This is a genomic window from Streptomyces sp. NPDC087901, from assembly GCF_044742205.1.
In the GTDB taxonomy this organism is placed as follows: Bacteria; Actinomycetota; Actinomycetes; order Streptomycetales; family Streptomycetaceae; genus Streptomyces.
In genome coordinates this window covers 59,279-75,840 of record NZ_JBIUUC010000023.1, presented here as the reverse complement: position 1 = coordinate 75,840, position 16,562 = coordinate 59,279, and the positions used below count along the sequence as shown (strand labels likewise).

At 70.1% G+C, this 16,562-nt stretch carries 13 protein-coding genes and 1 pseudogene; 12 read left to right on the top strand and 2 right to left on the bottom strand.

The features are described 5' to 3' along the window. Positions 1-452 precede the first annotated feature (452 nt). Positions 453-1,088: a vitamin K epoxide reductase family protein gene (locus tag ACIOEW_RS39000; RefSeq protein ID WP_362555072.1), complete on the top strand. Its 636-nt coding sequence runs from the start codon at positions 453-455 to the stop codon at positions 1,086-1,088. 71 nt (positions 1,089-1,159) lie between these two features. After that, entirely contained in the window at positions 1,160-2,545 is a 1,386-nt protein-coding gene (locus ACIOEW_RS38995) for a replication-associated recombination protein A (RefSeq protein WP_401970101.1), read from the top strand. A gap of 9 nt (positions 2,546-2,554) precedes the next feature. Here the strand turns inward: ACIOEW_RS38995 and ACIOEW_RS38990 are convergent, their stop codons facing one another. Further along, positions 2,555-3,256, bottom strand: coding sequence for a DUF2470 domain-containing protein (locus ACIOEW_RS38990; RefSeq protein ID WP_401970098.1), 702 nt, complete (start codon positions 3,254-3,256; stop codon positions 2,555-2,557). Positions 3,257-3,444: 188 nt separating this feature from the next. Between ACIOEW_RS38990 and rpsD the strand changes: the two genes are divergently transcribed. After that, positions 3,445-4,059 carry a 30S ribosomal protein S4 gene (rpsD, locus tag ACIOEW_RS38985; protein ID WP_136327444.1) on the top strand — a complete coding sequence of 205 codons (615 nt, stop codon included), beginning with the start codon at positions 3,445-3,447 and terminating at the stop codon, positions 4,057-4,059. 18 nt (positions 4,060-4,077) lie between these two features. Here rpsD and ACIOEW_RS38980 read toward each other — a convergent pair. Further along, a pseudogene (locus tag ACIOEW_RS38980) lies at positions 4,078-6,307 on the bottom strand (ATP-binding protein). 211 nt (positions 6,308-6,518) lie between these two features. On the opposite strand from ACIOEW_RS38980, the gene ACIOEW_RS38975 reads away from it, so the two are divergent. The 9 genes from ACIOEW_RS38975 to aroQ all read left to right on the top strand — a co-directional run bounded on the left by ACIOEW_RS38975 (position 6,519) and on the right by aroQ (position 16,540). Next, on the top strand, positions 6,519-6,959 hold the full coding sequence (locus ACIOEW_RS38975) for a DUF948 domain-containing protein (protein WP_401970106.1): 441 nt from the start codon (positions 6,519-6,521) through the stop codon (positions 6,957-6,959). Positions 6,960-6,966: 7 nt separating this feature from the next. Further along, a complete protein-coding gene (locus ACIOEW_RS38970) occupies positions 6,967-7,317 on the top strand; it encodes a DUF6167 family protein (RefSeq protein ID WP_401970095.1) in 351 nt (116 codons plus the stop codon). Next, positions 7,317-9,986 carry an alanine--tRNA ligase gene (gene alaS, locus ACIOEW_RS38965; RefSeq protein ID WP_401970092.1) on the top strand — a complete coding sequence of 890 codons (2,670 nt, stop codon included), beginning with the start codon at positions 7,317-7,319 and terminating at the stop codon, positions 9,984-9,986. The genes ACIOEW_RS38970 and alaS overlap by 1 nt, the downstream gene beginning before the upstream one ends. A gap of 14 nt (positions 9,987-10,000) precedes the next feature. After that, positions 10,001-10,465 (top strand): Holliday junction resolvase RuvX, encoded by a 465-nt coding sequence (gene ruvX / locus ACIOEW_RS38960; RefSeq protein WP_401970103.1) that lies wholly within the window; start codon positions 10,001-10,003, stop codon positions 10,463-10,465. Between the two features lie 95 nt (positions 10,466-10,560). Then, entirely contained in the window at positions 10,561-12,321 is a 1,761-nt protein-coding gene (gene mltG, locus ACIOEW_RS38955) for an endolytic transglycosylase MltG (RefSeq protein ID WP_401970090.1), read from the top strand. Further along, positions 12,308-13,144 (top strand): shikimate dehydrogenase, encoded by an 837-nt coding sequence (locus tag ACIOEW_RS38950; protein ID WP_401970088.1) that lies wholly within the window; start codon positions 12,308-12,310, stop codon positions 13,142-13,144. The genes mltG and ACIOEW_RS38950 overlap by 14 nt, the downstream gene beginning before the upstream one ends. Before the next feature lie 146 nt (positions 13,145-13,290). Further along, positions 13,291-14,475: a chorismate synthase gene (aroC, locus tag ACIOEW_RS38945; protein WP_362555058.1), complete on the top strand. Its 1,185-nt coding sequence runs from the start codon at positions 13,291-13,293 to the stop codon at positions 14,473-14,475. Continuing rightward, positions 14,472-16,103 (top strand): 3-dehydroquinate synthase, encoded by a 1,632-nt coding sequence (gene aroB, locus ACIOEW_RS38940; RefSeq protein WP_362555057.1) that lies wholly within the window; start codon positions 14,472-14,474, stop codon positions 16,101-16,103. Before aroC ends, aroB begins: the two co-directional genes overlap by 4 nt. Next, the gene (gene aroQ / locus ACIOEW_RS38935) at positions 16,100-16,540 is read left to right on the top strand and encodes a type II 3-dehydroquinate dehydratase (RefSeq protein WP_350996286.1); all 441 of its coding nucleotides are present in this window, start codon (positions 16,100-16,102) and stop codon (positions 16,538-16,540) included. The genes aroB and aroQ overlap by 4 nt, the downstream gene beginning before the upstream one ends. Positions 16,541-16,562: the final 22 nt, after the last annotated feature.

Genomic DNA, 16,562 nt, shown 5'->3' with positions numbered 1-16,562 from the left:
TCGGTTCCTCCCCGACCCCGGCCGCGGCGGGGGGGGGGCGGCGGGGGGGCCGGGGGGGGGGGGGGCCGGGGCCCCCCCCCCCCCCCGGGGCCGCGCCGGGGGGGGGGGGGGGCCCCCCCCCCCCCCCCCCACGACCGGGGAGCGCCGACGGCCCTTCAACAGCGCTCTGCGGGCGCCCCGTTCCCCTGTCGTCAACCTGGCGGGTGCCCGTTCCTCCTGCTGGGCGATTCCGCTCAGGGGTGGCAGTGACAACCCGCGGGTGGGGCGGATTCTGTCGGAGGACACGCGCTGACGCCCTCGTCACTGCGGCGAGGGGCCCGGCACCCCCTCGTTCCGGTGCCGTGCCGCCCGTGCCTGTGCGCGCATCTTTATGTTCATCGAACGGAAGTCCGGTGCGGCCGTGCGGCACAATGACCGTGCCCCAGCAGGCCACTCACTGACGGAACGGCGATATGACGACTGCAGCGGTTGACCACCCCTCATCCGACCAGGACGAGGACGGCGGGAAGAGGACCATCGGCGGCAGTCGCGCGCTGGCACTGCTGCTGGTGATCACGGGCGCTGCCGGACTCCTTGCCGCGTGGGTCATCACCATCGACAAGCTGAAGCTGATGGAGGACCCCAACTTCGTCCCGGGCTGCAGCCTCAACCCGGTGGTGGCCTGCGGCAACATCATGAAGAGCGACCAGGCGTCGGCCTTCGGCTTCCCGAACCCGATGCTCGGCATGGCCACCTACCCGGTGATCATCGGGATCGGTCTGGCCCTGCTCGCGGGTGCGCGCTTCCGCAGCTGGTACTGGCTGGGGATGAACGCGGGCACGCTGTTCGGCGTCGGATTCTGCACCTGGCTCCAGTACCAGTCGCTGTACAACATCAACTCGCTGTGCCTGTGGTGCTGCCTGGCCTGGGTCGCCACGATCCTCATGTTCTGCTACGTCACCACGCACAACATCAAGCACCGGATCATTCCCGCGCCGAGCTGGCTGCGCAACGGGCTCACCGAGTTCCACTGGGTGCCCCCGGTCCTGTGGATCGGGATCATCGGCATGCTGATCCTGACCCGCTGGTGGGACTTCTGGACCAGCTGACCGGCCTCCCGTTGCTGCCGGGCCCCACCGGCCCGGCGGGGATGTCAGTGCGGTGACATAGGCTTCAAAACGTGGAGCCCGACCTCTTTACCGCAGCTGCCGAAGACCGCCAGGAGAAGGACCCGTCCAGCAGCCCCCTCGCTGTCCGGATGCGTCCCCGTACCCTCGACGAGGTCGTGGGCCAGCAGCATCTGCTCAAGCCGGGCTCGCCACTGCGCCGCCTCGTCGGCGAGGGGAGCGGGGGACCTGCCGGTCCCTCGTCGGTGATCCTCTGGGGTCCGCCCGGCATCGGGAAGACGACCCTGGCCTATGTGGTCAGCAAGGCCACGAACAAACGATTCGTCGAGCTCTCCGCGATCACCGCGGGCGTCAAGGAAGTACGGGCCGTGATCGAGGGCGCCCGTCGCGCCACCGGCGGCTACGGCAAGGAGACCGTCCTCTTCCTGGACGAGATCCACCGCTTCTCCAAGGCCCAGCAGGACTCCCTGCTCCCGGCCGTGGAGAACCGCTGGGTGACGCTGATCGCCGCGACCACCGAGAATCCGTACTTCTCGATCATTTCGCCGCTGCTCTCGCGCTCGCTCCTGCTGACGCTGGAGTCGCTGACCGACGACGACCTGCGGGCCCTGCTGAGGCGGGCCCTGACCGACGAGCGCGGACTCGGCGGCGCGGTGACGCTGCCCGAGGACGCGGAGGAACACCTGCTGCGCATCGCCGGGGGCGACGCGCGCCGGGCGCTGACGGCGCTGGAGGCGGCGGCCGGTGCGGCGCTGTCGAAGCAGGAGGAGGAGATCACCCTCCTCACCCTGGAGGAGACCGTCGACCGGGCGGCCGTGAAGTACGACCGGGACGGCGATCAGCACTACGACGTGGCCAGTGCGCTGATCAAGTCGATCCGCGGCTCCGACGTGGACGCGGCACTGCACTATCTGGCGCGCATGATCGAGGCGGGGGAGGATCCCCGGTTCATCGCCCGGCGGCTGATGATCTCGGCCAGTGAGGACATCGGTCTCGCCGACCCCACGGCACTGCCCACCGCGGTCGCGGCGGCCCAGGCCGTCGCGATGATCGGCTTCCCGGAGGCGGCGCTCACCCTCAGCCATGCCACCATCGCGCTGGCGCTCGCCCCGAAGTCCAATGCGGCCACGCTGGCGATCTTCGCGGCCCAGGAGGACGTACGGAAGGGCCTGGCCGGCGCGGTCCCGGCCCATCTGCGTGACGGCCACTACAAGGGCGCCGCCAAGCTCGGCCACGCCCAGGGTTATGTCTATCCGCACGATGTCCCCGGTGGCATCGCCGCCCAGCAGTACGCCCCGGACGCCGTCCGTGACAAGCGCTACTACCGGCCCACCCGCTACGGGGCCGAGGCGCGGTACGCGGATGTGGCGGACCGGGTCCGTGAGCGTCTGGGCCGCACGGAAAGGGACGGCGGCGCGAGCGCGCCGGACGGTTCGTAGGCGGCGGTCTCAGTGCGCGGCCGCTTCGAAGAGGGTGCGCATGGCGTGGCGCAGCTCCACCACGTCGCGCACCGGCTCGGGGAAATCGAAGCGCGCGTCGAAGCAGGGCCCGTTTTGTTCGAAGAAGCGGACCCGCAGCCCGTGGCGGTCCAGCGCGACGGGTACGACGGACGGCCGGTTCACCGCGCCGGCCGGGGCCGCCCGCTCGCCGAGCAGCTCGCTCAGCGTCCCCAGCCGGTCCCCGTGCGCGGCGTGCAGATGCTGCAGCAGCTCCGCCTCGTGGGCGACGAGGGGGTCGGGGGCAGCCTCCGCCAGTTCCTCCGGCTCGACCGCCTCCGCACCCCAGAGGTCCTCGACGTGGGCCTCGCCCGTCTCCAGCCGCAGCAGCATCCGGCCGGGGCCCGCGATCCCGGGTACGGACGTGAGCCATCCGCAGACGCGGGCCCGGCCGCGGATGCGGTGCGGTACGGCGACCGGGGCGACGTCCGTGATCTCCAGCACGGCCGTCAGCTCGTCGTCCTGGGCGTGGGTCGCGGCCCGTACGGCCGGGGAATCAGCGGGGAACTCGAGGAAGAGGTCGCCGTCCGGACCCATGCTCCTGGACAGCGGCATCAGCTGGTCCGAGCCCGCGGTTTCCAGCCCGGGGATGAGCAGCACCGCGGAGCAGGTACTCTGTACGAGAGTTCGTGTGCGCTCGGCTGCTGACGGCATCCGTGTGTTTTCAAGCCCGCTGGGACGCGGCTGACCACGATCTGATCGGTCCTCCGTCGTATCGACGCCTTTGAGTGCGTCGACGCTGTCAGTGCTGTCCGTGACGTGTGTGGTGTTCCCAGGGCGAGACATGCGATCTCCTTGAGTAAGGTGAGCCTAACCTAACCTACAACGGAGGTCTGGAGAACGTGCCTAATCAGTCGCGTCCCAAGGTCAAGAAGAGCCGCGCGCTCGGCATTGCGCTGACGCCGAAGGCTGTCAAGTACTTCGAGGCCCGCCCCTACCCGCCGGGCGAGCACGGCCGCGGCCGCAAGCAGAACTCGGACTACAAGGTCCGTCTGCTCGAGAAGCAGCGTCTGCGCGCCCAGTACGACATCAGCGAGCGCCAGATGGCGCGTGCGTACGACCGTGCCAAGAAGGCCGAAGGCAAGACGGGCGAGGCGCTGGTCGTCGAGCTCGAGCGCCGCCTCGACGCGCTGGTCCTGCGTTCCGGTATCGCCAAGACGATCTACCAGGCCCGCCAGATGGTCGTCCACGGCCACATCGAGGTCAACGGTGGCAAGGTCGACAAGCCGTCGTTCCGTGTCCGTCCGGACGACATCGTCATGGTCCGCGAGCGCAGCCGCGAGAAGTACCCCTTCCAGGTTGCCCGCGAGGGTGGTTACGACACCGACGGTGAGACCCCGCGCTACCTGCAGGTGAACCTGAAGGCCCTGGCCTTCCGCCTTGACCGGGACCCGAACCGCAAGGAAATCCCCGTGATCTGCGACGAGCAGCTCGTCGTCGAGTACTACGCCCGCTGATTCAGGCGTAGCCGCTCTTCACCGGCGCTCAGGCCCGCCCCTCCCCGATCGGGGAGGCGGCGGGCTTTCGCGTCTTCGCGGCCGGGGACGGCGGCTCCTGCCCGTCGGGGCCCGCGCCCGGCGCCCGTTCCCCGGGCCGGCCCGACAAGGCCCTGGCCACCACCGCGTCCGTGCCCAGCCTGCCGCCGGCGCGCAGCTCCGACGCGTACAGTGCCTCGCCCAGCTCATGGCGGGCCAGCTCCGCGCACCGGGCCCGGGGCCTGCCGTAGTGTGCCGAGCCGAACAGCGGCAGCCCCACCGACGGCCAGATGCCGTCGGCGGCCCCCTGCAGCAGAGCCGCCTCGGCGGCGTCGCCCTCGACCACCGTGACGAGCGCCAGCAGCTCCAGGGCGAGCACGGTGCCCAGGCGGTCGTGGAAGGTGTGGCTGATGGCCAGCGACTCCCCGAGCAGCTCCCGCGCCCTGCCGGGGCGGCCCCGTTGCAGTGCGGCGAACCCCAGGACGTACAGCGCGTAACTCAGCGCCCACCGCTCCCCGTGGTCCTCGCAGATCTCCCGGACCTCTTCGCAGATCACGACCGCGCCGTCCAGATCCCCCTGGAATCCGGTCGCCATGGCCAGCTCGACCTGGGCCATCAGTACGTTGCTGTTCAGCTCCCCGAGTTCCCGGTAGCGGCCGAGTGCCTCCTGCAGCAGTTCGTGTGCGCGCGCCATGTCGTCCGTGACCAGGGCCAGGCAGCCGGTGCGGTGCACCGCGTAGGCCGACGCCACGGCGTCCCCCGCCAGATCCGCCTCCTCCCGGCACTCGGACAGTGCCGAGATCGCGCCCACCGGATCGCCCTGGAGGACCGCGACGTACCCGAGCACCCACAGCGCCTTCAGCCGCGAGGTGTCGTAGGGCGTCTCTTCCTCCCGCACGTGTTCCAGCCAGTGCCGGCCCTCGGACAGGCGTCCGCAGCCGACCCACAGGAACCAGAGCGTGCCCGCCAGGTACTGCGCGAGGTGCGCCTCCTCGGGGTTTTCCAGCGAACACTCCATGGCCCGCCTCAGATTCGGCAGCTCGCTCTCCACCCGGGCGGCCACCTCGGCCTGCCGAGGGCTGAACCAGTCGAGCTCGCACCAGGTCGCGAGCCCCAGGAACCAGTCCCGGTGGCGGCGGCGCAGCCGGTCCGTGTCGCCCGTGGCCGCCAGCCACTCGGCGCCGTACTCCCGCACGGTGTCCAGCATCCGGTAGCGGGTGCCGACGGCCGAGTCCTCCCGCAGGACCACGGACTGCGCCAGCAGCCCGGACAGCACGTCCAGCACCGAATCGGCCGGCAGATCGGGGCCGCTGCAGATGTACTCGGCCGCCTCCAGGTCGAACTGCCCGGCGAAGACGGAGAGCCGCGCCCACAGCAGCCGCTGTTCCGGGGCGCAGAGCTCATGACTCCAGCCGATGGCCGTACGGAGCGTCTGGTGGCGGGGGAGCGCGCTGCGGCTGTTGCCGGTCAGCAACCGGAACCGGTCGTCCAGCCGCTGCAGCACCTGCTCCGTCGACAAGGCGCGAAGCCGGCCGGCGGCCAGTTCCAGCGCGAGCGGAATGCCGTCAAGGCGGCGGCACAGTTCCAGGGCGGTGCCCCGGGAGTGCTCGGTCAGCCGGAAATCGGGCTGTACCGAGGCTGCCCGCTCGGTGAACAGGAGCAAGGCGTCCTCGTCGCCCATGGTCGCGAGCGGGTATCCGGTCTCGCCGTCGAGGTCAAGCGGCCGGCGGCCGGCCGCCAGCACCCGAAGCTGCGGGGAACGGCGCAGCAGATCCCGTACCAACTCCGCACAGGAGTCCACCAGATGCTCGAAACCGTCGATCACCAGGAGGAGCCGGCGCTCGGAACAGTGTTCGAGGAGTGTCGTGCGGGGCGGTCTGCTCGTGTGATCGGTGAGGCCCAGCGCGTCGACCAGGGCGTGCTCCAGCAGCACGGGATCGTGGACCGTGGACAGCTCCACCAGCCAGACACCGTCGCAGTACCGTTTCTCCAGGAGTGCGGCCACCCTGGTGACCAGCCGGGTCTTGCCGACCCCGCCCACCCCGATGACGGTGACGAGCCGGGACTCCTCCAGCAGCCCGACGACATCGGTCAACTCGCCGTCGCGCCCCACGAATCTGTTCAGCTCCGCGGGGAGATTGCCCGGGTGGCAGGGCGAGGAGGTCTCCGGGGAGGCGGCTGGAGGGCTCGAATCGTCGGAGGGCGGAAAGGGGCGCTGAGGGCGTCGCATGAAACACGCAGAGTACTGGCCCGAAAGCGCTCCGTACAATCTTGTTGCGGGAACTCCCGCCGGGCCGGACCGTAATGCGGTACAAGGCGCGAGCCCCGGCGCGATAGGCTCGGGGACGGTGATCGGCCGTCGCGACGGCCGTCGCCCAAGAGCAGGTAACAAGACAGGCAGACGACAAGGCAGAGAGCGGTGCACTGTGTCCGGTGGTGAGGTGGCCGGGATCCTGGTGGCCGTCTTCTGGGCGATCCTGGTTTCGTTCCTCGCCGTCGTGCTGGTGAGGCTCGCCCAGACGCTCAGGGCGACCACGAAGCTCGTGGCGGACGTGACCGAACAGGCCGTCCCGCTGCTCGCCGACGCCTCCGCGACCGTACGTTCCGCGCAGACCCAGCTCGACAAGGTCGACGCGATCGCGACGGACGTCCAGGAAGTCACCTCCAACGCCTCGGCGCTCTCCACCACCGTCGCCTCCACCTTCGGCGGCCCGCTGGTCAAGGTCGCGGCGTTCGGCTACGGGGTCCGGCAGGCCATCGGCCGCAAGACCGCTCCCGAACCGGAAGCGCGTTCCCGGCGCGCGGTGATCGTCGGCCGGACCGTGCCGTCCGCGCGTGGCAGGAAGCGCAACGGCAGAAACTCCCGCGGATCGAAGGACTGACGCAGCGATGTTCCGCCGTACGTTCTGGTTCACCGCCGGCGCAGCCGCCGGAGTATGGGCCACCACCAAGGTCAACCGGAAGATCAAGCAGCTGACCCCCGAGAGCCTCGCGGCGCAGGCCGCGGACAAGGCGCTCGTGGCCGGTCACAAGCTCAAGGATTTCGCCCTGGACGTCCGCGAGGGCATGGTCAGGCGTGAGGCCGAACTGGGTGAGGCGCTCGGGCTCGAAGCGCCGGTCGACCCCGATCTCCCCGTGCAGCGCCACTTCGCCGTCGAGGCGTCCGAGCCCGAGGCGCACCGCACGCTTCCCCGCACGTCACGCACCTACAACTCGTACAACCGGAATGAGGACCACTGATGGAGTCGGCCGAAATTCGTCGCCGCTGGCTGAGCTTCTACGAGGAGCGCGGTCACACCGTTGTCCCTTCGGCGTCGCTCATCGCGGACGACCCGACTCTGCTGCTCGTCCCGGCCGGCATGGTGCCCTTCAAGCCGTACTTCCTCGGTGAGGTCAAGCCGCCCGCCCCGCGCGTCACCAGCGTGCAGAAGTGTGTCCGTACGCCGGACATCGAAGAGGTCGGCAAGACCACCCGGCACGGCACCTTCTTCCAGATGTGCGGGAACTTCTCCTTCGGCGACTACTTCAAGGAAGGCGCCATCGAGTACGCCTGGGAGCTGCTGACCAGCTCCGTGGCGGACGGCGGCTTCGCCCTCGACCCCGAGCGGCTGTGGATCACGGTCTACCTCGACGACGACGAGGCCGAGCAGATCTGGCGCGACAAGATCGGTGTCCCCGCCGAGCGCATCCAGCGCCTGGGCAAGAAGGACAACTTCTGGTCCATGGGCGTCCCCGGCCCCTGTGGCCCCTGTTCCGAGATCAACTACGACCGCGGCCCCGAGTTCGGCGTCGAGGGCGGCCCGGCCGTGAACGACGAGCGGTACGTGGAGATCTGGAACCTGGTCTTCATGCAGTACGAGCGCGGCGCCGGTGACGGCAAGGACGACTTCCCGATCCTCGGCGACCTGCCGTCCAAGAACATCGATACTGGCCTCGGCCTCGAACGCCTCGCGATGATCCTGCAGGGCGTGCAGAACATGTACGAGACCGACACCCTGCGCGTCGTCATGGACAAGGCCACCGAGCTCACCGGGGTGCGCTACGGCGCCGCCCAGAGCACCGACGTCTCGCTCCGCGTGGTCGCCGACCACATCCGTACCTCCGCGATGCTCATCGGCGACGGCGTCACTCCCGGCAACGAGGGCCGCGGCTACGTGCTGCGCCGCATCATGCGCCGGGCGATCCGCAACATGCGGCTGATGGGCGCCACCGGTTCGGTCGTGAACGAGTTGGTCGACGTCGTGATCAACACGATGGGGCAGCAGTACCCCGAGCTGATCACCGACCGCAAGCGCATCGAGACCGTCGCTCTCGCCGAGGAAGCCGCCTTCCTCAAGGCCATCAAGGGTGGCACCAACATCCTGGAGACCGCGGTCACCGAGACCAAGGCCGCCGGCGGCCGGGTCATCGCCGGTGACAAGGCGTTCCTGCTCCACGACACCTGGGGCTTCCCGATCGACCTCACCCTGGAGATGGCCGCCGAACAGGGCCTGTCCGTGGACGAGGACGGCTTCCGCCGCCTCATGCAGGAGCAGCGCGACAAGGCCAAGGCCGACGCCAGGGCCAAGAAGACCGGTCACGCCGACCTGTCCGCCTACCGGGAGGTCGCCGACCACGCCGGGGTCACCGAGTTCACCGGCTACACCTCCACCGAGGGCGAGTCGACCATCGTCGGTCTTCTCGTCGACGGCGTCTCCTCGCCCGCCGCCTCCGAGGGCGACGAGGTCGAGGTCGTCCTGGACCGCACCCCGTTCTACGCCGAAGGCGGCGGGCAGCTCGCCGACCAGGGCCGGATCCGGCTCCACAACGGTGCCGTCATCCAGGTGCGCGACGTCCAGCAGCCGGTCCCCGGCGTCTCCGTCCACAAGGGCTCGGTCCAGGTGGGCGAGGTGACGGTCGGTGCCTCGGCCCTCGCCACCATCGACAACACCCGCCGCCGCGCGATCGCCCGCGCCCACAGCGCCACCCACCTCACGCACCAGGCGCTGCGCGACGCGCTGGGCCCGACGGCCGCCCAGGCCGGTTCGGAGAACTCCCCGGGCCGTTTCCGCTTCGACTTCGGTTCGCCCGCCGCCGTGCCCGGCACGGTCCTCGTCGACGTCGAGCAGAAGATCAACGAGGTCCTCTCGCGGGAGCTCGACGTGCAGGCCGAGGTCATGTCGATCGACGAGGCCAAGAAGCAGGGCGCCATCGCCGAGTTCGGCGAGAAGTACGGCGAGCGGGTCCGCGTCGTGACGATCGGCGACTTCTCCAAGGAGCTGTGCGGCGGCACGCATGTAGGCAACACCGCCCAGCTCGGCCTGGTGAAGCTGCTCGGTGAGTCGTCCATCGGTTCCGGCGTCCGCCGCATCGAGGCCCTCGTCGGCGTCGACGCGTACAACTTCCTCGCCAAGGAGCACACGGTCGTCGCCCAGCTCCAGGAGCTGGTCAAGGGCCGTTCCGAGGAGCTCCCGGAGAAGATCGCCTCCATGCTCGGCAAGCTGAAGGACGCCGAGAAGGAGATCGAGAAGTTCCGCGCGGAGAAGGTCCTCCAGGCTGCCGCAGGCCTGGTCGACTCCGCCAAGGACGTACGGGGCGTCGCTCTGGTCACCGGTCAGGTACCGGACGGCACCTCCGCCGACGACCTGCGCAAGCTCGTCCTCGACGTCCGCGGGCGCATCCAGGGCGGCCGGCCGGCCGTCGTGGCCCTGTTCACCACGGCCAACGGCCGTCCGCTGACCGTCATCGCCACCAACGAGGCCGCCCGTGAGCGCGGCCTCAAGGCCGGCGACCTGGTCCGTACCGCCGCGAAGACGCTCGGTGGCGGTGGCGGCGGCAAGCCGGACGTCGCCCAGGGCGGCGGCCAGAACCCGGACGCCATCGGCGACGCCGTCGCCGCTGTCGAACGCCTCGTCACCGAGACGGCGTGACGCCGGACATGACGATGCGCCGCGGTCGCCGCCTGGCGATCGACGTCGGGGACGCCCGGATCGGGGTCGCCTCGTGCGACCCCGACGGGATCCTGGCCACGCCGGTGGAGACCGTGCCGGGACGCGACGTCCCGGCCGCCCACCGGCGCCTCGGCCAGATCGTCCAGGAGTACGAGCCGATCGAGGTCATCGTCGGTCTGCCCCGGTCCTTGGGTGGCGGTGAGGGACCGGCCGCGGCCAAGGTCCGCGCCTTCACCGATGTGCTCGCCCGTGCGGTTGCACCCATTCCGGTGCGATTGGTGGACGAGAGGATGACCACAGTGACGGCCAGTCAGGGGCTGCGCGCATCGGGCGTGAAGTCCAAAAAAGGCCGATCCGTCATCGACCAGGCTGCCGCTGTGGTGATCCTCCAGAACGCTCTGGAGTCCGAACGGGCCTCGGGCAATCCGCCCGGCGAGGGCGTCGAAGTGGTTGTCTGATCGCGATACGGTAACGTTCCGCGCGATGCGGCGGGGTTCGAACAAACACCGCACAGCAAAGAGACGGAACATCGTCTCGCGGCTCAAGGGGATCGATGACTGAGTATGGCCGGGGCCCCGGCTCCGAACCGTGGCATCCCGAGGATCCCCTGTACGGGGACCAGGGATGGGGAGGCCAGCAGCCTGCCCACGGCCAGAGCCAGTACGGGGGCCGGCAGCCGCAGGACCCTTACGCGCAGCAGCATCAGCAGCAGCAGGACCCTTACGCACAGCAGCAGCACGACCCGTACGCCCAGCAGCAGCCGCAGGACCCTTACGCGCAGCAGCAGCAGCAGGCGCAGGACCCTTACGCCCAGCAGCAGCAAGATCCGTACGCTCAGCAGCCGCAGTACCAGCAGCAGCCGCCGTACGACGCCCAGCAGGATCCGTACGCCCAGCAGCAGCCGTACAACGGCGGCTGGGACACCGGTCAGCAGCCCGCCGCGATGCCGTACGAGGGCCAGCCGGACGCCTCGTACGGTTACAGCGAGACGAACGACTACTACGGCACCCCTGAGGCGTATCCGCCGCCGCAGCCCCCGGGCCGCCGCGAAGCGGCCCCCGCGCAGGCTCCTGAGCAGAATCCGGACTGGGACCCCGAGGTCCAGCCGGAGGAGACGCACCCCTTCTTCACGGGCGCGGACGACGGCGACGCCAAGGACGACGACTACGACGACGACCCCCGCGAGTCCCGCCGCGGTGACGGCGGAGGCGAGCGGCGCGGCAAGGGCAAGAAGAAGAAGGGGCGCAGCGGCTGCGCCTGCCTGGTCGTCTCCCTCGTCCTGGCTGGCGGCCTCGGGGGAGTGGGCTACTTCGGCTACTCGTTCTACAAGGACAAATTCGGTTCGGCCCCCGACTATTCGGGCAGCGGCTCGGGTTCGGTCGAGGTGGAGATCCCGAAGGGCGCGTACGGATACGACATCGGCAACATCCTGAAGAAGCTGGGTGTGGTCAAGAGCGTCGACGCGTTCGTCTCCGCGCAGAACGAGAACCCCAAGGGGAAGTCGATCCAGGCCGGGGTCTATCTCCTCCACGAGGAGATGTCGGCGTCCGAGGCCGTGAAGATGATGGTCGACCCGAAGAGCCAGAACCTTCTGATCATCCCCGAGGGCTCTCGCAATGTCGCCGTCTACGCGATGATCGACGCGAAGCTGGATCTCAAGAAGGGCACGACCAAGGCCGTCGCCACGTCCAGGAAGGCCGATCTGGGCCTGCCCGGCTGGGTGGGCAAGAACAAGGACATCAAGGACCCGCTGGAAGGATTCCTCTACCCGGCCGCATATCCGGTCACGAAGGAAACCAAGCCCGAGGCGATCCTCAAGAAGATGGTCTCGCGGTCCAACGAGGAGTACGAGGATCTCGACCTCGAAGGAACCGCCAAGAAGTACAACCTGGACGGTCCGTGGCAGGTGCTCACCGTGGCCAGCCTGGTCCAGGCGGAAGGCCTCACGCATGACGACTTCCGCAAGATGGCCGAAGTCGTCTACAACCGCCTGAAGTCCGACAACGTGGCGACGAACCGCAAGCTCGAATTCGACTCGGCGTTCAATTACCTCAAGAACCAGAGCGAGATCAAGATCAGGTCGAACGAGATCCGGACCAATCCGGATCCCTACAACACCTACTACCACGCCGGTCTGCCGCCCGGCCCCATCAGCAACCCCGGGGACGAAGCCCTGCGTGCGACGCTGAGTCCCACCGCCGGCGGCTGGATGTTCTTCATCTCGCTCGACGGGAAGAAGACCCAGTTCACCAAGACGGCCGCGGAGCACGAGAAGCTCAACGAGAAGTTCAAGGAACTGCATGGCCTCGACTGACCCACGCAACCGGGCAGCCGTTCTCGGCTCGCCCATTGCCCACTCGCTCTCCCCGGTCCTGCACCGGGCCGCATACGCCGAACTCGGCCTCGGCGACTGGTCGTACGACCGGTTCGACGTGGACGAGGCGGCGCTCCCCGGCTTCGTCGATGGCCTGGATTCCTCCTGGGCCGGGCTCTCCCTCACCATGCCGCTGAAGCGTGCGATCATCCCGCTGCTGGACTCGGTCAGCGAGACCGCCGCCTCCGTCGAGGCCGTGAACACGGTCGTCTTCACCGATGACGGGCGCCGCACCGGCGACAACACGGATATCCCCGGCATGATCGCCGCCCTGCGCGAGCGCGGTGTCGAGAAGACCGAGTCCGCCGCCGTCCTCGGCGCCGGAGCCACCGCATCGTCCGCACTCGCCGCGCTCTCGCAGATCTGTACGGGACCGGTGACCGCCTATGTCAGGAGCCGCGAGCGCGGTGACGAGATGCGCGGCTGGGGCGAGCGGCTCGGGGTCGACGTGCGGATCGCCGACTGGGCCGAGGCCGAGCAGGCACTGCACGCCCCGCTGATCATCGCGACCACGCCGGCCGGGGCCACGGACGGGCTGACGGACGCCGTACCGGACCGTCCCGGCACGCTCTTCGACGTGCTGTACGAGCCCTGGCCCACCGGACTCGCATCCGCCTGGGCGGCCCGCGACGGCGCAATCGTCGGAGGTCTTGACCTCCTGGTCCACCAGGCCGTCCTCCAGGTCGAGCAGATGACGGGCCGTGCGCCCGCGCCGCTGGCCGCCATGCGCCGGGCCGGCGAACAGGCGCTGGCCGCCCGCTGACCGCACATCCGGCCCGCCCGGTACGTCCGTCTGCTGGACCGGCGGCGGGCCGGGGGGCCCGGTCGTGGGAGGATCGAGGGCGGCGGGCCAGGGCCGCGCACCCGGTCGCGCCGTTGCAGTTACAGGCGCGAGCATGAGGAGCACCGTTGAGCAGGTTGCGCTGGCTGACCGCCGGAGAGTCGCACGGCCCCGCACTGGTGGCGACGCTGGAGGGTCTTCCCGCCGGTATCCCCGTCACCACGGAGATGGTGGCGGACGCGCTCGCCAGGCGACGGCTCGGTTACGGGCGCGGCGCCCGGATGAAGTTCGAGAAGGACGAGGTCACCTTCCTCGGCGGGGTGCGGCACGGCCTGACCATGGGCTCGCCCGTCGCCGTGATGGTGGGCAACACCGAGTGGCCCAAGTGGGAGCAGGTCATGTCGGCCGACCCGGTCGACCCCGACGTACTGGCCGCCCAGGCCCGTAACGCCCCGCTGACCCGGCCCCGGCCCGGCCACGCCGACCTCGCCGGTATGCAGAAGTACGGCTTCGACGAGGCCCGGCCGATCCTGGAGCGCGCCAGCGCCCGGGAGACCGCGGCCCGCGTCGCCCTCGGCGCCGTCGCCCGGTCGTACCTCAAGGAGACGGCCGGCATCGAGATCGTCAGCCACGTGGTGGAACTCGCAGCGGCCAAGGCGCCGTACGGGGTCTACCCGGTGCCCGCCGACGTCGAGAAGCTGGATGCCGACCCGGTGCGCTGCCTCGACGCCACCGCGAGCAAGCAGATGATCGCCGAGATCGACCAGGCCCACAAGGACGGTGACACGCTCGGCGGTGTGGTCGAGGTGCTGGCGTACGGAGTGCCGGTCGGCCTCGGTTCGCATGTGCACTGGGACCGTCGGCTCGACGCCCGTCTCGCCGCCGCGCTCATGGGCATCCAGGCCATCAAGGGCGTCGAGGTCGGCGACGGCTTCGACCTCGCCCGGGTGCCCGGATCGCAGGCGCACGACGAGATCCTGGTGACGGAGGACGGCATCAAGCGTGCCTCCGGCCGCGCCGGAGGCACCGAGGGCGGCCTGACCACCGGTGAGCTGCTGCGCGTCCGCGCCGCGATGAAGCCGATCGCGACCGTGCCGCGCGCGCTGGCCACGGTCGACGTGGTGACCGGTGAGCCGGCCAAGGCGCACCACCAGCGCTCCGATGTCTGTGCCGTTCCGGCGGCCGGCATCGTCGCCGAGGCGATGGTCGCGCTGGTGCTCGCCGACGCGGTCGCGGAGAAGTTCGGCGGCGACAGCGTCGCCGAGACCCACCGCAACGTCCAGTCGTACCTCGACCACCTCCAGATCCGATGAGCGGTCCGCTGATCGTCCTGGTCGGACCGATGGGCGTCGGCAAGTCCACGGTCGGCGAACTGCTCGCCGCCCGGCTGGGCACCGGCTACCGGGACACCGACGCCGATGTCGTCGCCACGGCCGGCAAGCCGATCTCGGAGATCTTCTACGACGAGGGCGAGGAGCACTTCCGTGCCCTGGAACGGCAGGCCGTCCGCGCCGCGGTCGCCGAGCACGGGGGAGTCCTCTCGCTGGGCGGCGGCGCCGTCCTCGACGAGGAGACGCGCGCCCTGCTCGCGGATCACGCCGTCGTCTACCTCTCGATGGATGTCGACGAGGCGGTGAAGCGGGTCGGGCTGAACACCGCGCGCCCGCTGCTCGCCGTGAACCCGCGCCGGCAGTGGCGCGAGCTCATGGAGGCCCGCCGCCACCTCTACACGGAGGTGGCCCGTGCGGTCGTCGCGACCGACGAGCGCACACCGGAAGAGGTCGCCCAGGCGGTCCTCGACGCACTGGAGCTGCCGGACGCACCGTCCGGCCGGGAGAACGCAACGATGACCGACCAGGCCCCCACCCGCATCCAGATCGCCGGCAGTGCGGGCACCGACCCGTACGAGGTGCTGATCGGCCGGCAGCTCCTCGGGGAGCTGCCCACGCTCATCGGTGACCGCGCCCAGCGCGTCGCGGTCCTGCACCCCGAGGCGCTCGCCGAGACCGGCGAGGCGGTCCGCCAGGACCTCGCCGACCAGGGCTACGAGGCCATCGCGATCCAGCTGCCGAACGCCGAGGAGGCCAAGACCGTCGAGGTCGCCGCCTACTGCTGGAAGGCGCTCGGCCAGACCGGCTTCACCCGCACCGACGTCATCGTCGGCATCGGCGGCGGCGCCACCACGGACGTCGCCGGCTTCGTCGCCGCCTCCTGGCTGCGCGGAGTGCGCTGGATCGCCGTACCCACGACCGTGCTCGGCATGGTCGACGCGGCCGTCGGCGGCAAGACCGGCATCAACACCGCCGAGGGCAAGAACCTCGTCGGCGCCTTCCACCCGCCGACCGGGGTGCTCTGCGACCTGGCCGCGCTGGACTCGCTGCCGGTCAACGACTACGTCTCTGGCATGGCGGAGGTCATCAAGGCCGGCTTCATCGCGGACCCGGTGATCCTCGACCTCGTCGAGGCGGACCCGCAGGGCGCGCGCACACCGACCGGACCGCACACCGCAGAGCTCATCGAGCGGGCCATCCGGGTCAAGGCAGAGGTCGTCTCCAGCGACCTCAAGGAGTCCGGGCTCCGCGAGATCCTCAACTACGGGCACACGCTGGCCCACGCCATCGAGAAGAACGAGCGCTACAAGTGGCGCCACGGTGCCGCCGTCTCGGTCGGCATGGTCTTCGCCGCCGAACTGGGCCGCCTGGCCGGACGCCTGGACGACGCCACCGCCGACCGGCACCGCGCCGTCCTGGAGTCCGTGGGACTGCCGCTCACCTACCGCGGCGACCAGTGGCCCAAGCTGCTGGAGAACATGAAGGTCGACAAGAAGTCCCGCGGCAACCTGCTGCGCTTCATCGTCCTGGACGGCCTCGGCAAGCCCACCGTCCTGGAGGGCCCCGACCCGGCCGTTCTGCTCGCCGCCTACGGGGAGGTGTCGGCGTGACCCGCCGGGTGTTCGTCCTCAACGGACCCAACCTCGGCCGGCTGGGCTCCCGGGAACCCGATATCTACGGAGCCACCTCGTACGCCGGACTCGTCGACAGCTGCCGCACCCTCGGCAAGGAGCTCGGCTTCGACGTCGACGTCCGGGAGACCAACGACGAGGGAGAGCTGATCCGCTGGCTCCACGAGGCCGCGGACGGCTCAATTCCGGTCGTTCTCAACCCGGGCGCCTTCACGCACTACTCGTACGGGATGAGGGACGCGGCCTCCCAGCGCACCGCCCCGCTGATCGAGGTACACATCTCGAACCCGTACGCCCGGGAGGAATTCCGGCACAACTCCGTGGTCGCACCGGTCGCCACCGGGACCGTCGCCGGATTCGGCATCGGCTCCTACCGGCTCGCCCTGCGCGCGCTCGCGGACGAACTGACGGACTGACGCACCTGCGCACCGGAGGCCG

Excerpts from the sequence above, each read along its gene's own strand:
- ACIOEW_RS39000 (WP_362555072.1), top strand. The coding sequence starts at position 453 with ATGACGACTGCAGCGGTTGACCACCCCTCATCCGACCAGGACGAGGAC.
- ACIOEW_RS38990 (WP_401970098.1), bottom strand. The coding sequence starts at position 3,256 with ATGCCGTCAGCAGCCGAGCGCACACGAACTCTCGTACAGAGTACCTGC.
- ACIOEW_RS38970 (WP_401970095.1), top strand. The coding sequence starts at position 6,967 with ATGTTCCGCCGTACGTTCTGGTTCACCGCCGGCGCAGCCGCCGGAGTA.
- alaS (WP_401970092.1), top strand. The coding sequence starts at position 7,317 with ATGGAGTCGGCCGAAATTCGTCGCCGCTGGCTGAGCTTCTACGAGGAG.
- ruvX (WP_401970103.1), top strand. The coding sequence starts at position 10,001 with ATGCGCCGCGGTCGCCGCCTGGCGATCGACGTCGGGGACGCCCGGATC.
- mltG (WP_401970090.1), top strand. The coding sequence starts at position 10,561 with ATGACTGAGTATGGCCGGGGCCCCGGCTCCGAACCGTGGCATCCCGAG.
- ACIOEW_RS38950 (WP_401970088.1), top strand. The coding sequence starts at position 12,308 with ATGGCCTCGACTGACCCACGCAACCGGGCAGCCGTTCTCGGCTCGCCC.
- aroB (WP_362555057.1), top strand. The coding sequence starts at position 14,472 with ATGAGCGGTCCGCTGATCGTCCTGGTCGGACCGATGGGCGTCGGCAAG.